Annotated in this window: 14 protein-coding genes and 1 pseudogene; 8 read left to right on the plus strand and 7 right to left on the minus strand. The window is 36.4% G+C overall.

Going from position 1 to position 16,523, the window contains the following annotated elements; all coding sequences use genetic code 11:
- Nucleotides 1-822 precede the first annotated feature (822 nt).
- Together AC3ISB_RS09720 and AC3ISB_RS09725 are read left to right on the plus strand one after the other, a co-directional pair.
- Nucleotides 823-2,196, plus strand: coding sequence for an aspartate aminotransferase family protein (locus AC3ISB_RS09720; protein WP_489276223.1), 1,374 nt, complete (start codon nucleotides 823-825; stop codon nucleotides 2,194-2,196).
- 205 nt (nucleotides 2,197-2,401) lie between these two features.
- Nucleotides 2,402-3,262: a MurR/RpiR family transcriptional regulator gene (locus AC3ISB_RS09725; RefSeq protein ID WP_144528660.1), complete on the plus strand. Its 861-nt coding sequence runs from the start codon at nucleotides 2,402-2,404 to the stop codon at nucleotides 3,260-3,262.
- 73 nt (nucleotides 3,263-3,335) lie between these two features.
- Here AC3ISB_RS09725 and AC3ISB_RS09730 read toward each other — a convergent pair.
- Nucleotides 3,336-4,076 (minus strand): annotated as a pseudogene (locus tag AC3ISB_RS09730) (amino acid permease); the annotation flags it as partial.
- On the opposite strand from AC3ISB_RS09730, the gene AC3ISB_RS09735 reads away from it, so the two are divergent.
- Entirely contained in the window at nucleotides 4,035-4,208 is a 174-nt protein-coding gene (locus tag AC3ISB_RS09735; protein ID WP_185151533.1) for a hypothetical protein, read from the plus strand. The pseudogene AC3ISB_RS09730 and the gene AC3ISB_RS09735 overlap by 42 nt on opposite strands.
- Nucleotides 4,209-4,600: 392 nt before the next feature.
- Here the strand turns inward: AC3ISB_RS09735 and AC3ISB_RS09740 are convergent, their stop codons facing one another.
- Nucleotides 4,601-5,068 (minus strand): DUF2306 domain-containing protein, encoded by a 468-nt coding sequence (locus tag AC3ISB_RS09740; protein ID WP_480338772.1) that lies wholly within the window; start codon nucleotides 5,066-5,068, stop codon nucleotides 4,601-4,603.
- A 329-nt stretch (nucleotides 5,069-5,397) separates the two neighbouring features.
- On the opposite strand from AC3ISB_RS09740, the gene AC3ISB_RS09745 reads away from it, so the two are divergent.
- Nucleotides 5,398-5,748 carry a hypothetical protein gene (locus tag AC3ISB_RS09745; protein WP_098372804.1) on the plus strand — a complete coding sequence of 117 codons (351 nt, stop codon included), beginning with the start codon at nucleotides 5,398-5,400 and terminating at the stop codon, nucleotides 5,746-5,748.
- 116 nt (nucleotides 5,749-5,864) lie between these two features.
- On the opposite strand, the gene AC3ISB_RS09750 is transcribed toward AC3ISB_RS09745, so the two are convergent.
- The gene (locus tag AC3ISB_RS09750) at nucleotides 5,865-6,698 is read right to left on the minus strand and encodes a DUF2935 domain-containing protein (RefSeq protein WP_480338773.1); all 834 of its coding nucleotides are present in this window, start codon (nucleotides 6,696-6,698) and stop codon (nucleotides 5,865-5,867) included.
- A gap of 411 nt (nucleotides 6,699-7,109) precedes the next feature.
- Entirely contained in the window at nucleotides 7,110-8,747 is a 1,638-nt protein-coding gene (gene abc-f, locus AC3ISB_RS09755; protein ID WP_489276227.1) for a ribosomal protection-like ABC-F family protein, read from the minus strand.
- Between the two features lie 450 nt (nucleotides 8,748-9,197).
- Between abc-f and AC3ISB_RS09760 the strand changes: the two genes are divergently transcribed.
- Entirely contained in the window at nucleotides 9,198-9,968 is a 771-nt protein-coding gene (locus AC3ISB_RS09760; RefSeq protein WP_489276229.1) for a GH25 family lysozyme, read from the plus strand.
- Nucleotides 9,969-10,016: 48 nt separating this feature from the next.
- Here the strand turns inward: AC3ISB_RS09760 and AC3ISB_RS09765 are convergent, their stop codons facing one another.
- The gene (locus AC3ISB_RS09765) at nucleotides 10,017-10,196 is read right to left on the minus strand and encodes an H-type small acid-soluble spore protein (RefSeq protein ID WP_076368724.1); all 180 of its coding nucleotides are present in this window, start codon (nucleotides 10,194-10,196) and stop codon (nucleotides 10,017-10,019) included.
- Nucleotides 10,197-10,697: 501 nt separating this feature from the next.
- On the opposite strand from AC3ISB_RS09765, the gene AC3ISB_RS09770 reads away from it, so the two are divergent.
- Nucleotides 10,698-11,447 (plus strand): TerC family protein, encoded by a 750-nt coding sequence (locus AC3ISB_RS09770; RefSeq protein ID WP_141994730.1) that lies wholly within the window; start codon nucleotides 10,698-10,700, stop codon nucleotides 11,445-11,447.
- Nucleotides 11,448-11,922: 475 nt separating this feature from the next.
- Here AC3ISB_RS09770 and AC3ISB_RS09775 read toward each other — a convergent pair whose 3' ends face one another.
- Together AC3ISB_RS09775 and AC3ISB_RS09780 are read right to left on the minus strand one after the other, a co-directional pair.
- The gene (locus AC3ISB_RS09775; RefSeq protein ID WP_489276892.1) at nucleotides 11,923-12,405 is read right to left on the minus strand and encodes an AAA-type ATPase lid domain-containing protein; all 483 of its coding nucleotides are present in this window, start codon (nucleotides 12,403-12,405) and stop codon (nucleotides 11,923-11,925) included.
- 27 nt (nucleotides 12,406-12,432) lie between these two features.
- Nucleotides 12,433-13,350 carry a sigma 54-interacting transcriptional regulator gene (locus tag AC3ISB_RS09780; RefSeq protein WP_489276231.1) on the minus strand — a complete coding sequence of 306 codons (918 nt, stop codon included), beginning with the start codon at nucleotides 13,348-13,350 and terminating at the stop codon, nucleotides 12,433-12,435.
- Between the two features lie 308 nt (nucleotides 13,351-13,658).
- Here AC3ISB_RS09780 and AC3ISB_RS09785 point away from each other — a divergent pair, with 308 nt between their 5' ends.
- Together AC3ISB_RS09785 and AC3ISB_RS09790 are read left to right on the plus strand one after the other, a co-directional pair.
- Nucleotides 13,659-14,693: an aromatic ring-hydroxylating oxygenase subunit alpha gene (locus AC3ISB_RS09785; protein WP_144528648.1), complete on the plus strand. Its 1,035-nt coding sequence runs from the start codon at nucleotides 13,659-13,661 to the stop codon at nucleotides 14,691-14,693.
- 145 nt (nucleotides 14,694-14,838) lie between these two features.
- Nucleotides 14,839-16,395, plus strand: coding sequence for a BCCT family transporter (locus tag AC3ISB_RS09790; protein ID WP_489276233.1), 1,557 nt, complete (start codon nucleotides 14,839-14,841; stop codon nucleotides 16,393-16,395).
- The last annotated feature ends 128 nt before the right edge of the window (nucleotides 16,396-16,523 follow it).

Below are 16,523 nucleotides of genomic sequence, written 5' to 3' on the forward strand. Positions count from 1 at the left end.
TAAAAATGTAGCGTGCTAAATGGGCTTTCTCCCTCCTTAAATTTATAAGGAGGGAGAGGTGTATTAGTGACCGAAAAGAAAATCTTTGCCTTAAAAGTTCAGCAATATAGTTGAGCTCCGTTCAATGCAGAAAACTCCGTGGTTTCAGTCTCATTTTTCTTCTTTACTAGTTTAAAATGTTGTAGGGATCTGAGCACCTCCTGATGAACCTCTAAAAATATGTAATAGATGCAGCATTCCCAAATAACGACGGTGGTATAGAATTGCTGCGGTAGAGGCCAAGGAGACACAGACATGATTGAAGAGCATGATAAATAACGCCAATTAAGCGCGCCATTTCTTGGAGCGCTTAATTGGCGTTTGCTCATTAAAGTCAGATATCCGTCGAAAATATAGATTACAGCTTATTTATTGAGAAATTGTTTCTGATTGAATTGCTTCATCCGGCTAGCATTTATATTTCTGAGATCTTAAAAATAAGTAAAAATCTCCTTATTAATCTTGACTTTGTAATATTTATTTCATATTATAATTTATAATGAAATGTTTATTTTAATAATGAGAAAATTTACTATTGGTTAGAACAGGAAGTGAATGAGAAGCTGGAAATGATGGTTGGTGGAAGCAATTTCAAAGTGTATAGCTTATTATTCTTTATCTTCTTATGGTCGGGCTGGACCTGGATGCTTAATCAATTGAATATCTGGGTTTGGTCTGAAAAATATCCACATTTAATAGAAGTTTGATTAGATTTAAAAAAATCTCTTCTATTATTTATAAATACTTCGCATGAAAAAAATCTATATAAAGGGGAAATTAATTATGATACTACACGACAAAAAAACATTATCAGAAAAAACAAATAAATCAGCTGATTTATTTGAAAAAGCTTGTGACGTGATTCCGGGCGGTGTCACAGCACATATTAAATACTTTCCGCCACATCCATTAATGATGGAAAAAGGAAAAGGCAGTAAGTTATATGATGTAGATGGCAATGAATATATCGATTATTTATTATGTTATGGAGCTCTTATATTAGGTCATGGTCATCAACAAGTATTTGATGCTGTGACAAAACAAATGTTAGAGTCTGGAACTACCATATTCGGTACGCCTCACAAGATGGAAACAACAATGGCGGAAAAATTAGTAGAGTTATATCCTGGTATTGAAATGGTTCGTTATACGAATTCAGGCTTGGAAGCTACACTTCTTGCAATTCGCACGGCGGTGGCTTATACCGGAAAACCGAAATTGGCAAAGTTTGAAGGACATTATCATGGAGGATATGATCAAGTATTAGTGAGTGTTAACCCTGATATGGATCAAGCAGGTAACGCAACAGCTCCTAAAGCGGTAGGAGAATCAAGAGGACTACCAGATTACTATATTGAAAATACCGTCATTCTTCCATTCAATGATTTAGAATCTACCGAGAAGATTTTACGTGCCCATGCACATGAATTAGCAGGTGTTATTTTAGAGCCAATTCAAGGAGGGTTCATACCTGCTGAACAAGAATTCATGGAAGGACTTCGTAGAATAACAGAAGAACTTAATATAGTGCTTATTTTCGATGAAGTAAAAACAGGATTCAGGATATCGATTGGGGGAGCTCAAAAAGTATATGGCATTAAACCGGATATCACTACATTAGGAAAAGTTCTGGGCGGCGGATTCCCAGTAGGGGCCATTGGAGGTAAAAAAGAAATAATGATGATTACCTCTGCTAGAGGCGGAAGAGATATTTTAACAGCTGGAGCAGATAATGCAGATAAACAAAATCCGTTATATCATAGTGGAACATACAATGGTCATCCAACCATTTTGGCTGCCGGTTTAGCAACTATTGACTTACTGGAACAAGAAGGAACAATGGAAGATTTGTTTACTAAGACGCAATCTTTACGTAAGGAACTTGAGAATGTGTATAAAAAACATGGCTTAAACATGCAAACAGTCGGTATGGGCAGTATCTTTAACATTATCTTAGCTGAAGGCCCGATTAAAAATTATCGTGATATGAGCAGGGCAAATACGAAATTAAGAAAAGAGCTTGACTATGAGTTATTAAAATTAGGTATTTATACAAAGCCGCTTAATCGTTATTCGATGTCTGTCGTACACACGGAGGAAGATATTCTTCGAACTGTGGAAGCGCATGATGAAGCCATTGGACGGATCCTGAAATAATTCAGTTTAACTGAGTGTTAGAAGAAAAGCAAAAGGCCCGATCAAAGCGATTTCAATTGATCGGCCTTTTTTAATTCCACCATGGTACTTTCAATTAACTTGACAAAAAAGGATGAAAAAACCTATTGTTAAATTATAATCATTCACAAAAAGGAAATAGATACTCCTACAATACATAAATATAAATAAAGGGGCGCTCTTTTTAATGTCAAACGTCTATCAAAACATCGCTGGACAAATAGGGGAAATGAGCAAGTCCCACGTGAAAATAGCTACATATATATTAGAGAATCAAACGACCGTTCCTTTTTTTACAGTTGGAAAATTAGCAAAAATGGCAGGGGTCAGTGATGCCACTGTTGTGCGGTTTGCAACCTCGCTTGGCTATTCAGGCTATCCAGAGATGCAGCAGTATATGCAGAATTCCGTTAAGCAGCAGCTGACAACGACAGAGCGATTAAAGATGTCCCAAAAGGTTTACAATAAAGAGTCTTCAGGAGTATACGAAGTTTTCCAAGATGACATCGCAAACATAAAATCCACTATGGAGAAATTGGATGAAGATGCATTCCATGAAGCAGTGAAATGCTTATTACAAGCGAGAAGAGTATATGTTATCGCAAACCGCAGTGCCACTTCCCTGGGCGTGTTTTTGGAATATTATCTTCAAATTGTTTTAAATAATGTGGAACTTCTGCAGTCATTGGAGAATTCATCGGAAAAGTTATATAATTTAAGTGAAGAAGATGTAGTGATTGGTGTCAGTTTTGCACGATATACGAAAAGTACAATTCAAATGTTTTCTTTTGCAAAGGAAAAAAATGCGACAACAATTGCTATTACTGATAATTTACTCTCACCGCTTATTCCCCATGCGGACATTCCGTTGACAGCATCCAGTCAGATGCCCAGCTTCATTGACTCTTTCGTTGCACCATTAAGCTTGATTAATGCTTTGATCATGTTTGTCGGAAAAGAGAAGCAGGAAGATATACACGAGCGATTAGAAGTTTTGGAAGACATCTGGAGTCATTTTGATGTTTTTCAAAGAAAGAAAATGGAATAGAAAGAAGCCTTACTCTTCCACATTGGAAAAGTAAGGCTTTTTAATTAATCACATAATGATATTTTGCCTTAGCTTATTTCAAAGGAGGCAAATTACTGGATAGTTTACTTTTCTCCTCTGCGCTACTGATGTTCTTTTTTCCGAAAAAATGAGTCAACACAATAATTACCCCAGTTAGTAGAAGTGTTGAATATAGTTGGCTTCTTGTAGAATAGATAAAAGCCATGGAAATTAAAATGATGGAAATCCCCAGGATCGTCGCATATGTCAAATATGGGAACAACCACATCTTCACTTTCAGAGCATCAGGATTCTCTCTTTCTAATCTATTTCTCATCCTCAACTGAGAAATGGAAATAACCAAATAAACTAGTAATATAATCGCTCCTGATGAATTAACGAGAAACAGAAAAACTAATTCAGGCGAAACATAACTCATCACTACAGCAATATAAGAAAATATGGTAGCTGCAAAAACAGCTCTGGCAGGTACGCCATTATTATTCAACTTACTAAAATATTGAGGGGCATCCCCTTTTTTAGCTAAAGAGAAAAGCATTCGGGATGTTGTATATAATCCAGCATTTAGACATGATAAAACAGCAGTTAGTACGATGAAATTCATGAGGTGAGCTGCAAAAGGAATGCCTAAGTTTTCTAAAACGGCAACAAATGGACTCTGTAATACATTGGCAGAATTCCAAGGAAGTAATGTCACAACTACGGCTATTGAGCCTACATAAAAGATCAAAACACGCCAAATTGTGGCCAAATGCTTCGTTATTTGAATTGGAAAAATAGTATCAGCGCCGGAGCCGATCCCGAAACGCTTGTTATTGTCGACATAGAAGATGTACCTTTAGCATATATGCCTGGGAATGCAACCCGTATTCGTGTGAAAGCAGCTGGTGATTTAGCCCAGTCTGAAATGAATGAACTGGTGTAGGCGAGGCAGGGGACTGTAAATTAGCTATCTATTGTGCAGAGGAAGCTTTACTTTTTCTAGTAAGTGGAAAAAGCGAGGCGCTATGAATAGTGGAGTTGACGAATATTGTACTTGGTATTGAGATTAGGAAATAAAAATTACAAATTACCAACAACAAACCATGGTTGGCATCTCTGAAATAGTAGATATATGCTAACACAGATAATTAAGCTTATACACTAACTTGTTTGCCGAATAACAATGAATATAAATGTTTTTGATTGGCGATAATTATATTATTGTACTACCCCCTAAGTGGTACTCCTCCATTGTTAAAAGCCCCTCTCTTAATCGAGGGGCTTTTTTTGTGTTGGGATTTTTAAATAAATTTGTAGGAGCTTTTTGGACTGCATTTAGATTGAATGGGATTTTTTATACTTCTGTCCAACCAAAATTATCAGCGGTGAACCTATAATGCTTGGAAGAAACCAAAAAATTAATGGGTTCCATTCATTCAAGATAGTTATATTGGGTACATTCACTACAAGAATTGCAGTACAAATAGCGATATAGGAACCGAGCATCCCGCTAATATGAGATGCAATCCAGTTTTTCCATTTCTTCTTACCAGCAAGATACCCTATAAATGCGAAAGAATATGAAAATATCCCAATGAAAAATAAATAGGCGCTGCTTTCCCAATTCAATATTGCCATTGTCAGGGATGTGACAAAGAGTACAACATATGAACTGTGATAAATTTCACCACAAATTGTATGCATACCTCTTTTTTTATTTGAAGACATAGCACCTATTCCACTAATAAGACATATTGCTCCAGCGAAAATATGAATGAACAGAATGATCTTAAAGATAAGCATCTTTCCCTTCGTTAAATAATCATTAGCATAACGTAACAGATTAAATATTTATTTTATTATAATACAAATATTTACCAAAAATATGAATGTTAATTTGCAAAGAACAAAATCAATTTAGTTATGGAAGATGAGTTTTCATACAATGGAACATCCTTTGCAAAAAGGGTTCAGGCGATGTATTCGTGGCGGATAGTCGTCAGTCAATCTGGTTTTTATGAGTTGAAAGGGCAGTGCCCACTCAAAAAGGCAGTGTGCGTAGTCCTTTTTAAGGATAAAGGAGGATTTTCCGTTTCATTTGAAGAATGTTTTGACGAATGGGGGTGGAATAATTGCGACAACATATTGAACAGGACTTATCTAAAGATGATATCTTTAGAATGATTGTTAAGCACCTTGATGTATTTCCGTTGACTAGTCTAGAGGCTATTAGAGAAGTGATCAGAAGTTCATTAAAACAAAGAGGCTTGATAGGGGGAATGAATAAACAAACAGGAGCCGCTAATGTAACATATAATCGGAAAATATCAGACCAGGATATCCAGTTATTAAATGATTGTATTTGTGACCTTTTATATAGCCGCGTTATCCAACCTGGTATTGACGATGATAATCTGGATTTACCATGGATTCATGTTTCTGATAAAGTGAAACTTAAAACATTGGTGAACTCCCTTTCTTAACTTTTTACATATAAAAGCCCTTCTCTTAATCGAGAGGGGCCAATTTTTATTTGAATTTATTAATCCATAATAGCAATTTTATAAAAAACATTATTTTCTATATCCTTCATACTCAATTAATTGTATGTTTCACCTGTAAGGTGGGTCTCAAACATATCAATGATTTCAAGGAAACGTTCAGCTTCACGGAAAACGTGATCTGCCAATAGAGGATGGATAATGCTCTTGATTTTGCATTCTTCGATTAAATCTCTGGCGGTTTTCTTAAAGTCTCGAAGTGATACGACGGAAACTCGGTTCTGATCTAGAAATTGATCCAAAAGAGGAGCGGTTTGAGATTGCGGTTTCATGGACTCTAAGTCCACAGCTTGAAAGACTAATTGATCAAAATCATTGCTAAAATTACGCGCCATATCCACCAGCTTTCTTTCCGATGGGTCAAGGAGATGTCCGATGAATTTTGCATGATCCGCCATGATCCTTAAAAAGAATACATTTTCTTTGATGATGGCATCTGCCAGTGGTTTCAATTTACCCTCATTTAATTCTTTTAATCGTTTTCTGAAATAATTGGCTTCCCTGCTTGTATGGTCAACTAAAAGTGGGAAATTGTTTGCACCAGGCAATTTACAGGTGAGTATCAACCCCAATACCTTCCTTTTGAATAAAAAAATTCCTGTAGCAGCTTGTTGCACTTCCGAGTTAAATCTCCTGATCTGTTCAGGATCAGTTTGATTTGTAAATGTATGGGATTGCTGTTCTATCCGTTCAAATAAATGATAAAACTGATTAGCCTCCTCAATTAGCTGCGTATCTTCACATCTAAAACCTAGTCTTAGAAATAACGAGTGTTCCTTCATTATTCTTGACCAAAAACGAATCTCATCTAAAGAGCGTGCAACAAACATTCCTGATTTATTCCTAATAGATTCCTGTGTGTCCTCACTCATAACTAAAGCCCCCTTTTTTAAACAAAACCATCATTAAATCTTATTAACAAAGGGACACTAGTATTCTGCTCAATTTGAATATAAATAAAAGCAATTATTAATATCCTTTTAGCACCTCAAACAAATTGGTACTTGATGGCGTTTATTATGATGAGTTCATGAAGGGGAATTACATGATTCATCCATGTTCTTGCCGGTATATGTGATTATTGCATTTTAGCTAGAAAGGAAAATGGATTTTGAACCTAGGATGCACCAAAAGCATGTAACAATGGAGATTCAAAGGGGGAATCGAATACCATGGACTTTCTAAAAAATATTTCGGCAGCCATTCTGAATAAAAAACCCTTAGACTTTATCTAAGGGTTCTCGTTTATTAATCCAGCAGTATCATTAGGTTACTATTGATAGTCATTTGTCACTAAGTTCATTTATTTTTTTCGTAAGCTCATTAAACTTCTGGTCGAGTTCTGTGTACGCTTTATCGTTTGGAGTCATAAAGCTAAGCTTTCCCAATACTTCTTGTCTTTCTGTTTCAAGTGTTAATCGTAGTTCTTCCAGATTATCTCTTTTTGAGGATGATTCATACAATTGCTTTTGTATGTGATTTTTTGAAATGATAAGTTTGCTGCTTGTCGTTTTTTCAAGAAAATATCGATCATGCGAAACGACGATTAGCGTTCCAGTATACTGTGCCAAGGTATCTTCAAGTTGTTCCCGTGAAGCTAAGTCCAGGTGATTTGTCGGCTCATCCAAAATAAGCACATCTTTTTCTTCTAGGATATATTCCATTAACTTACATTTCACTCGCTCACCCATACTCATGTTCTTAATGGGTTCTGTCCATTGAGATGTCGTGAAGCCTAAATGCTTCATTAAAGTTTGAACGTTCCCTCTCGACTCGAAAGTTTCTTTATGAAATAGCTGGGAGGGTGTTAGTTCAAGTGGTAAATCAAACACCTCTTGCGTCAAATAGCCAATTTTTGCAGATGGTGAAATCCAAACATTGCCCGCAAAATTTTCACGTCCAAGAATTATTTTTAATAATGTCGTCTTTCCGCTGCCATTGGGACCTATTATGGAAACCTTCTCACCATGCTGTATCGTGAAATTGACGTTTTTAAATAGTGTTCGCTCGTTAAAAGACTTAGTTAAATTCTTAACTTCCAAAAAACGTTTTCCGGTCTTGTTTTTTGCTTTAATTGAAAAGCGTACAGTATATTCGGATTCAACAGGTTCAGCTTTTGCTTTTTCAAGCTCTTTTTCAAGACGCTTTTGTTTAGATTTTACCTGTGCATCCATTCGTTTTGCTTTTACGCGATAGTATTCCTTAACTCCTTCTTTTTTCGTCGATTGGGAATGGGCTTTTTTCGACCAAGAAGTGATTTCATTCATTTGTCCCTCAATCCGTTCAACCATTTTTTGCTGTTTTTCATATTCACGTTGTTGTGTAAGTCTTTTCTGTTTGCGAACCTCCATATAACTAGAATAATTCCCTCTGTGTTCAATTAGCTTTTTATCTTCAATCGACCAAATTTTCGTTGCAACAGCATCCAAAAAATAACGATCGTGCGAAACAAAAATGATGGTACCTCTATAATTTTTTATTTGTCCCTTAAGGAATTCTAAACTGTCCTCATCAAGATGGTTCGTCGGTTCATCTAATAGTAAAAGGTCTGCATCTTTAGAAAGTCCTTTTGCAAGTCGGGCTTTCAGTTTTTCTCCCCCGCTTAATTGTTGGAATTCATGGCCTGGTACATGCATTTTATCAAGTAATTTAACTTCGGAAGGGGTCTTATCTTCAGATGGATGCGACACGACTTCTTGTTCAACCATAAAAACTTTCAAGTCTTGCTGCAGCCATTGGATTTGTCCGCGTACAGGCTCTAAATCATTGTTAATTAATTGCAACAACGTAGATTTACCGGCACCATTTTTGCCAATGATACCGATGATTTCCCCTTGTTGAACACTTGCATTTACATTTTCAAAAATGTTTACGTCCATTACTTCATAGCTAATATTGGTTAATTTTAATAATTCTTTCATATAATTCAGCCCTCTCCTTAATGGGAGGATAAAAAAAATCCTCCCAATTCATATGGAAGGATTAGCCGTACCTGTGCATTGTCAAATAAGAGCTATTTTAAGTATAGCTCTGTAATTTATAGAAAATGGGCAGACTAATCCTATTTCGTATGATTTGAAATATGCGATTTCAAATTTAAAAAATAAGATTAGTTAATCATCGGCCACCCATCATCCCTTCTGATATTAATAAAATCAGTATAGCATAAATTAACATTTGAAAACAAAAGGAAACAGCATAATTCTTTCCTTTCATTCCCACAGATTATTATTGTTTTAACTCCATCAAATATCTTATTATAAGGTGGGCAATAGGACTGCATTTTTCCTATATGATGTGTTTATAAGGGCTATGTTAAATTCATAAAACATTTACCGCCATAGGGTTGTTTCCTTAAGGAGGACATTAATATGGAATATATAAAGGGAATCGATGTTTCACATTGGCAAGGTGCCATTCATTGGGGGGAAGTTGCAAAGGCAGACGTGAAGTTCGTGTTCATTAAAGCAACAGAGGGAACGAGTTATTCTAAGTTATCTTATTTCAAAGAAAATGCACCACAAGCATTGGCAGCGGGATTGAAAGTCGGGGCCTATCACTATGCAAAGTTTGCAACTGTTGCAGAAGCAGAGGCTGAGGCAGCTTATTTTTTAGATTCAATCAGCTCTTTTGCTGTAAATTACCCTGTTGTTCTTGATCTTGAGGAAAATAAAAAAAAGGCAAAGAAAAAAACGCTGACCGATGCAGCAATAGCTTTTTTAGAAGCTATTGAAGAAGCTGGATACACGGCTATGCTGTATACTGGTAAATATTTTCTCGAAAATAGTTTAGATGAATCAAGGTTGACGAATTACGCTTTGTGGATTGCCAGATACAACAGCACGTTGGGACGTAGCGCAGATATTTGGCAGCATTCTGATTCGGGTAAAATAAGGGGCATCAGTACAAAGGTGGATTTGAATATAGCCTATAGGGATTTTACAAATACAATAAATACTTTTAGGACGCACAACACCGGTGCATTGAAAACCGAAACAACCACAATTTATACAGTAACAAAAGGCGACACACTTAGCTTCATTGCAAAAAACCATAATACAACGATAAAATCCCTTGTTAGTCTTAACGGAATTAAAGATCCCGACAAAATTTATATCGGTCAAAAATTAAGGCTGAAATAAGTAAAGGCTCTTCTCATTACGAGAGGAGCTTATTTTTTAATATATTCCTTATATTTCTTTAAGTTCGTCAATTGCTACTTCTGATCTTTCCTCTAATGGTCCTCTTAAATGTACTGTAGCCGTTCTTCCATCTTCATTTAAATTATCAATCCATACTGAGGTGCCATTATATCTCACCTCAATGTCGGATGAAGAAGAAAGTATCTGTTTTACACGCTTAACATCCACATATATCCCTCCCTGCTAATTAGTCTACCTATTATTTGGGGAAAGGCTTAATTTTATTCGTTTATTCAGCGATTAATGTTGCGACTAAATCATTTAAGCACAATGATGTTTAACCTTTCTTGTTAACCGTCGTGAAGTGCATGCTTTTTAATTATGTTTGTAATGAAAAGGTGAGAATTCTTAATCTTAAAAGTATTAAGTTTATCTGCTAGAATGGATAGGATTGTAAAATGAATCTTGAGGTGATGAATTTGAAAAAACACAGACTGGAATCCCAGTTTATCTCAGTGGGCTAAGACTAAGCAAAAAAGAATATATTATAGAGCTAACGGATGCCTTGCTTTCAATAGGGGAGTCGCTTTGGTACCTCCTACTCAAATGGAGTTAATGGGACGGAAGGGTTGAATAAGGAAGTAAATAAGATGGGACAATATTGGAGGAGAAAGTGTTGTTTGGTTTGAAGTCAATACGCATTCTTATACATGCTTTTAGGGGGGTATCATGGAATTATCGTTATTATTGGAATATGGCTGGGTGTTAATTATTCTAATTTTTTTAGAAGGCTTATTATCTGCCGATAATGCATTGGTTTTAGCCATTATGTCAAAGCATTTACCAAAAGAACAGCAAAAAAAAGCGATTAATATTGGGTTGCTTTTAGCTTTTATATTTAGGATTGGTGCAATCTTTATTATTTCGTACCTTTTCCATGTTTGGCAAGTTCAAGCAATTGGGGCTGCATATTTGATTTTCATCTCATTAAAGCATTTACTAAAAAAGGACCACGGGGAGAATGAGGGAAAAGGGAAAAGCTACCGTATGACCGTTGCGCAAATTGCATTGGCTGATATTGCTTTTGCTATTGATTCCATTTTGGCTGCAGTCGCTCTTGTCATTGCCTTGCCAGATACACCAATGGGTGATATAGGCGGAATGGATGGGGCGAAATTCATTGTTATTTTATTAGGAGCGATTGCAGGTTTAATTGTCATCCGGTTTGCAGCAGGATACTTTGTTAAGATACTGACGGAGCGACCTAGCCTCGAAACCGCAGCCATGTTAATCGTTGGTTGGGTAGGGGTTAAGTTATTAATGCATACCCTTGCGCATCCAGCCGTGCACATTATCCCACACGATTTTGTTGAAGGACCGATCTGGAATATTATCTTTTGGTCAGTCATGCTTCTCATTGCTATAGGCGGATGGTTTTTATCTGGAAAAACAGTGAAAAATGATAAGCAAAAAGACTAATGTTATCAGAATAAAAAAGAGTTGAAATACTTTAGTGTTAATTTTTGTAAAGCTTATGTTTGCTAAATAGGATTTTAAGACCGACTTCCAATTTCGGTCTTTTTGCCTCCTCGGCTGCGGTGGTCTACTCTGGACTCACTTTTCTAAGCAGGAGTCTGGCACATCTGTTCCAATCAACATTGTATTAACTTTTAGATAAAACCCTTTTGCCTAAAAACTGAGGAGACCACAATAAGTGGTCTCTTGTGTACTATGCGATGATGAGGATACTTGAAGATTTATGGGCAATGTTCAAAAAGACCAGAGGCAGCACTGCCGAAATGTAAGAAAGGGCATAGCATCGATTTTATATCCAACCCGATGACCAGTTTTGATCGGAAAGTATCTACTTTCCTTAGTTTCCTTCTTTTTATGGAACCGCCCGAAAATCCAAATGAAAAAGCCCACTTATATTTATGATATATTTTTTAATGAATCAATTATAAAGGTCTAAATCTTTACAGTATTTCCGCACTAACCGTGATGCTTTTGATTGGCTAATGGATAATTGATGAGCGACCTTCCTTGTATTCCTGAATTTTGTATATGAGGTAACAATCAGGTTTCTTTCAAGTTCTTCTAACGCTTTATTTAATGAATAATCTTGTAGCATTTGACTTGATTTGTTCTGGACGGTGCTGTTTTGACTATGTGTTTCTTGACTTGGTGTTTCTTGAGCATTTTTTTGTTGTAGCATTATCGGTAAATCGGATACTTGAATGATAGCTTCACTCGTTACAACTAAGCTTTCTATTAAATTCTCTAATTGTCTTATATTTCCGGACCAAGGATAGTCATAAAAAATATCGAGGACTTCCTTCGATATAATCCGATTAACTTGATACTTTTTATTGAATACTGAAAGAAAATAGTAAGATAGCGGAATGATATCTTCTTTTCTTTCCCTTAATGGCGGTATTTGTAAATTAACTACATTAAGTCGATATTATAAATCTTCTCTAAATCTTTTTTTCTGCACCATCTCAAATAAGTCTCGATTGGTAGCGGAAATAATACGAATGTCCACTTTCTTTAGTTCTCTGCCCCCGACAGGAAGAAATTCAAGGTCTTGAATAACCTGTAAAAGCTTAGCCTGAATATTAATCGGGATTTCCCCGATTTCATCCAAAAATACGGTACCGCCGTTTGCCATTTCAAGTAGACCTTTTTTTCCGCCTTTGTTTGCCCCGGTAAAAGAACCATCGGTGTATCCGAAAAGTTCTGATTCTATTAATTGTTCCGGTATGGTAGCACAGTTAATGGATAAAAAAGGCGAGTTCTTTCGAAGTCCTCTATTATGAATGTATTTAGCCAACACTCCTTTCCCTGTACCAGACTCCCCTTGAATCAAAATGGTCGCATCAACCATAGAAATCTTATCGCAGACCTCCATTACATTGTTCATCTGTTCGTTGTTCGTAATTACGCTTTCTTTATAAGAATTCTTTTCACTTAGTTTTTCTGGTTCTTGTTCGTCCGGAATGTATAACCCTTTATAGTTTGGTTCTTGTGCTGTTGTAATAATAAGTTCAATTTCCTGTTCATCGTTGAGTAAAGGAATAGCTGTTGTAATCATTTCCTTTCCAATATATGAAACTTGCTTGATTGTAACCGATTTCTTTTCTTTCAAAACAAAGGGTAAAATACTAGGTTTCCAATATCCTTTGGAGAAAATTTCATTATTATGTTTTCCGACTATTTCGCTTAACTGCTTTCCATAATGTCTTTCATACGCTTTATTTGCATAAATAATGCGGGCATCTTTGTTAAGAACATATATCTCATTAGGTGAATGATCTAAAATTTTTTTCAATATCTCAGTACTCATTTCAATTTTTCCTTCATTACTCATTAAGTTTTGCATGAGTTTGCTCCCTTCATCTCCTTTTAAGTGTTAAATGAGTCTATAATAACTAGGATGAGTCTATTATGGTTAAATTGAGTCAATTATAAATCATATTTATACATTAAAGAAGGGGGAATTAGTAAAATATCGGTAATAATAGGGGGCTGTCGAAATGGCATTATCCTTGCATAAGAGTTAAGTAAAGCATGCTGCAGAAATAAGGAAATATGATGCCAATCGGCAGAGGAGGTTTAAAAGGAATACCTGTATCCTTATTCAGAGCAAGTCTTTATTTTTATGGATAATTAAAAGGAGGAACTGCCATTATGTCGACAAAAGAAGAAATGAAAAGGCTGGACTATACACTACCTTATAATAAGTATGTGGATCCTGAAGTCATGAAGGAGGAAAGGGAAAATATTTTCTATAAAAATTGGATTATGGTTGGGCATACAAGCCAGGTAGAGAAGGTTGGAGACTTCTTTACATTTGATTTGGTCGGGGAGCCGATTATTGTAACACGGGGCAAGGACGAAGAGTTGCATGCTTTTTATAATATTTGCCCTCACCGTGGTGCGATAGTCGAGCGTACAGAACAGGGCAATAAAAAAATTCTCCAGTGTATTTATCATGGATGGACATTCCATTTAGATGGTAAGGTGAACAGGACTCCAAATTTCAAAACAAATGATATAGAAAAACCTAGCTGTATGACTCCAATTCGTATAGAAGTACATCAGTCGATGATATTTGTAAATCTAAATCAGGATGCACCTGCTTTCGAAACAGATTATCAATCTTTTTTAAATAACATAAATGAATATACATTTCTTAGTTCTTTAAAAAAGGTCAGGGAAAACCGTCGAATTGTTCAAGCTAACTGGAAATCAATCATTGACAATTATTTGGAATGTGATCATTGTCAAATTGCACATCCTAGCTTCTCGAAGGCCTTCGATTTAACTAAATATAGTATTACTCCTTGTGATAATTTTTCCTATCAGTGTACAACAGCCAGTGATGAAGAAGAAGGTCCTGGTGCACGTTTTTACTGGGTTTGGCCGAATACCATGATAAGTATATACCCAGGTACTGGAAATATGACAACGAGCCATATTATCCCGGTTGATGAAAAAAGTTCATTGGCAATTTATCGTTATTATTTTGCTGATGAAAACTTGACTGAAGACGAGGAAGATTTAATTAAATTTGTAGATCAAGTGCGGGAAGAAGACTTCGAATTAGTTGAGTTATTACAAAGTGGATTACATTCTAGAGCTTGTGGAAGAGGAGTATATTCTCCGACCGAGCACGGTTTGAAACATTTTCATCAATTAGTCACAAAGGCGATGCAAAGCTAGTCTGTAATCTATAAATGACCTATGGTTTGATAAAATGAAAGCGCTTTAAATGTTGATCATTCGTTAGGTGAATTATATTAAAGCTGGAGCTGAAAGTGTAAGTTTTCATACTATCAAAAAGCAATGAAAGAGGGGTTCTTTTAATATGAAACAATCAAATGTTGATAAAGCAATCTTTTGGCCGGCTCTAGCTATTCTTGCTGCTTTATCAATTCCTGTACTATTAAATCCTAAAAAAGGGACTGCAATCCTCGGAGATCTACATCATTTAATTGCCGAGAGTTTGAGTTCATTATATTTATGGGCTGTGGTGGCGGCTTTAGGTTTCTTGATTTGGCTGGCATTTAGTAAATATGGAAAGATAAAATTTGGTGCGCCTGATACCAAGCCGGAATTTTCGACATTCAGTTGGTTAGCTATGTTATTTACGGCGGGAATTGGTGCAAGTATCACATACTGGAGCGCGATTGAATGGGCTTATTATTACACTGCTCCGCCTTTTGGGGCCGAACCAAAAACTGCGGCGGCGGCAGATTGGGCGTCTACGTATGGATTATTTCATTGGGGCTTTAGCGCATGGGTACTATATTGTCTACCTGCTTTGCCGATTGCCTATAACTTATATGTGAGGAAAAATCCGAGTGTGAAATTGAGTTCAGCGTGTGAAGGTGTTCTCAAAAAGGGAGCAAATAGCTGGTTAGGTAAAGCGATTGACGTTTTTTTCATGGTTGGACTGGTTGGAGGAATAGGGGCTGCTTTAGGCTTGGGACTTCCGATGATTTCTGAAGGTATATCTGAATTATTTAATATACCACGAAGCTTTATGTTAGATATGACGCTAATAGTAGCCTTGACATTAATATTCTGTGTTAGCACGTATTTTGGTCTGAAAAAGGGCCTGAAAAGATTAGCTAACATCAATACGTACCTTTTTTTGGCACTTTCTGCATTCGTTCTTTTAGCTGGTCCAACTTTGTTTATAATATCCAGATTTACGGATAGCGTTGGGATTTTGTTACAGAATTTCTTTCGTATGAGTTTCTACACCGACTCTGTTGCCAATTCTGGCTTTCCGGTAGCTTGGACGATATTTTACTGGGCCTGGTGGTTTGCTTGTGCTCCTTATATGGGCATATTTGTAGCAAAAATCTCGAAAGGAAGAACGATAAGACAAGTCATTTTTGCTGAATGTATTGGAGGAACAGTAGGGTGTTGGGCGGCGTTTTCCATTATGGGTAATACAGGTCTTTACTTTGAACTTAATAAACTTGTTCCTGTCATTGACATTTTAGAGAAAAAAGGTGGGGAAGCAGCCATTGCCGCCATTTACCAGGGGCTTCCCGGCGGCAGTGTAGCCTTGCTTGCGATTATGATTATCACACTTATTTTTCTTTCTGCTACACTAGACTCTTCATCATTCACATTAGCAAGCGCAGCATCAAAAAAGTTGTCAATAGATCAAGAGCCAGCTGGATGGCACAAAATATTTTGGGCATTGGTCATAGAGCTTGTAGCGTTTTCCATGATGTTCGGTGGAGGACTTCATGCTCTTCAATCAGTAGTAGTCATTACTTCCGTTCCACTCATCTTAATAATGGCGATGGCATCGATATCGCTCATTAAATGGATAAAAGAGGATCAGGCAGGAAGCAGCAGTATAGAAAAAACTATCAATGAAGAACCTACAAAGCTAACATCTTAAAGTATCATTCAAACTGGGAGGATACAGTATAAGGGAGAAATGCCAACAGGCACCAGCTAAAAAATAGCTGGTGCCTGTTGGGCGTTCGATGAAACCGTACAAAACTTTTCTGATTTGTAAACAAAAAA

The organism is Peribacillus sp. GL_122 (genome assembly GCF_057835005.1).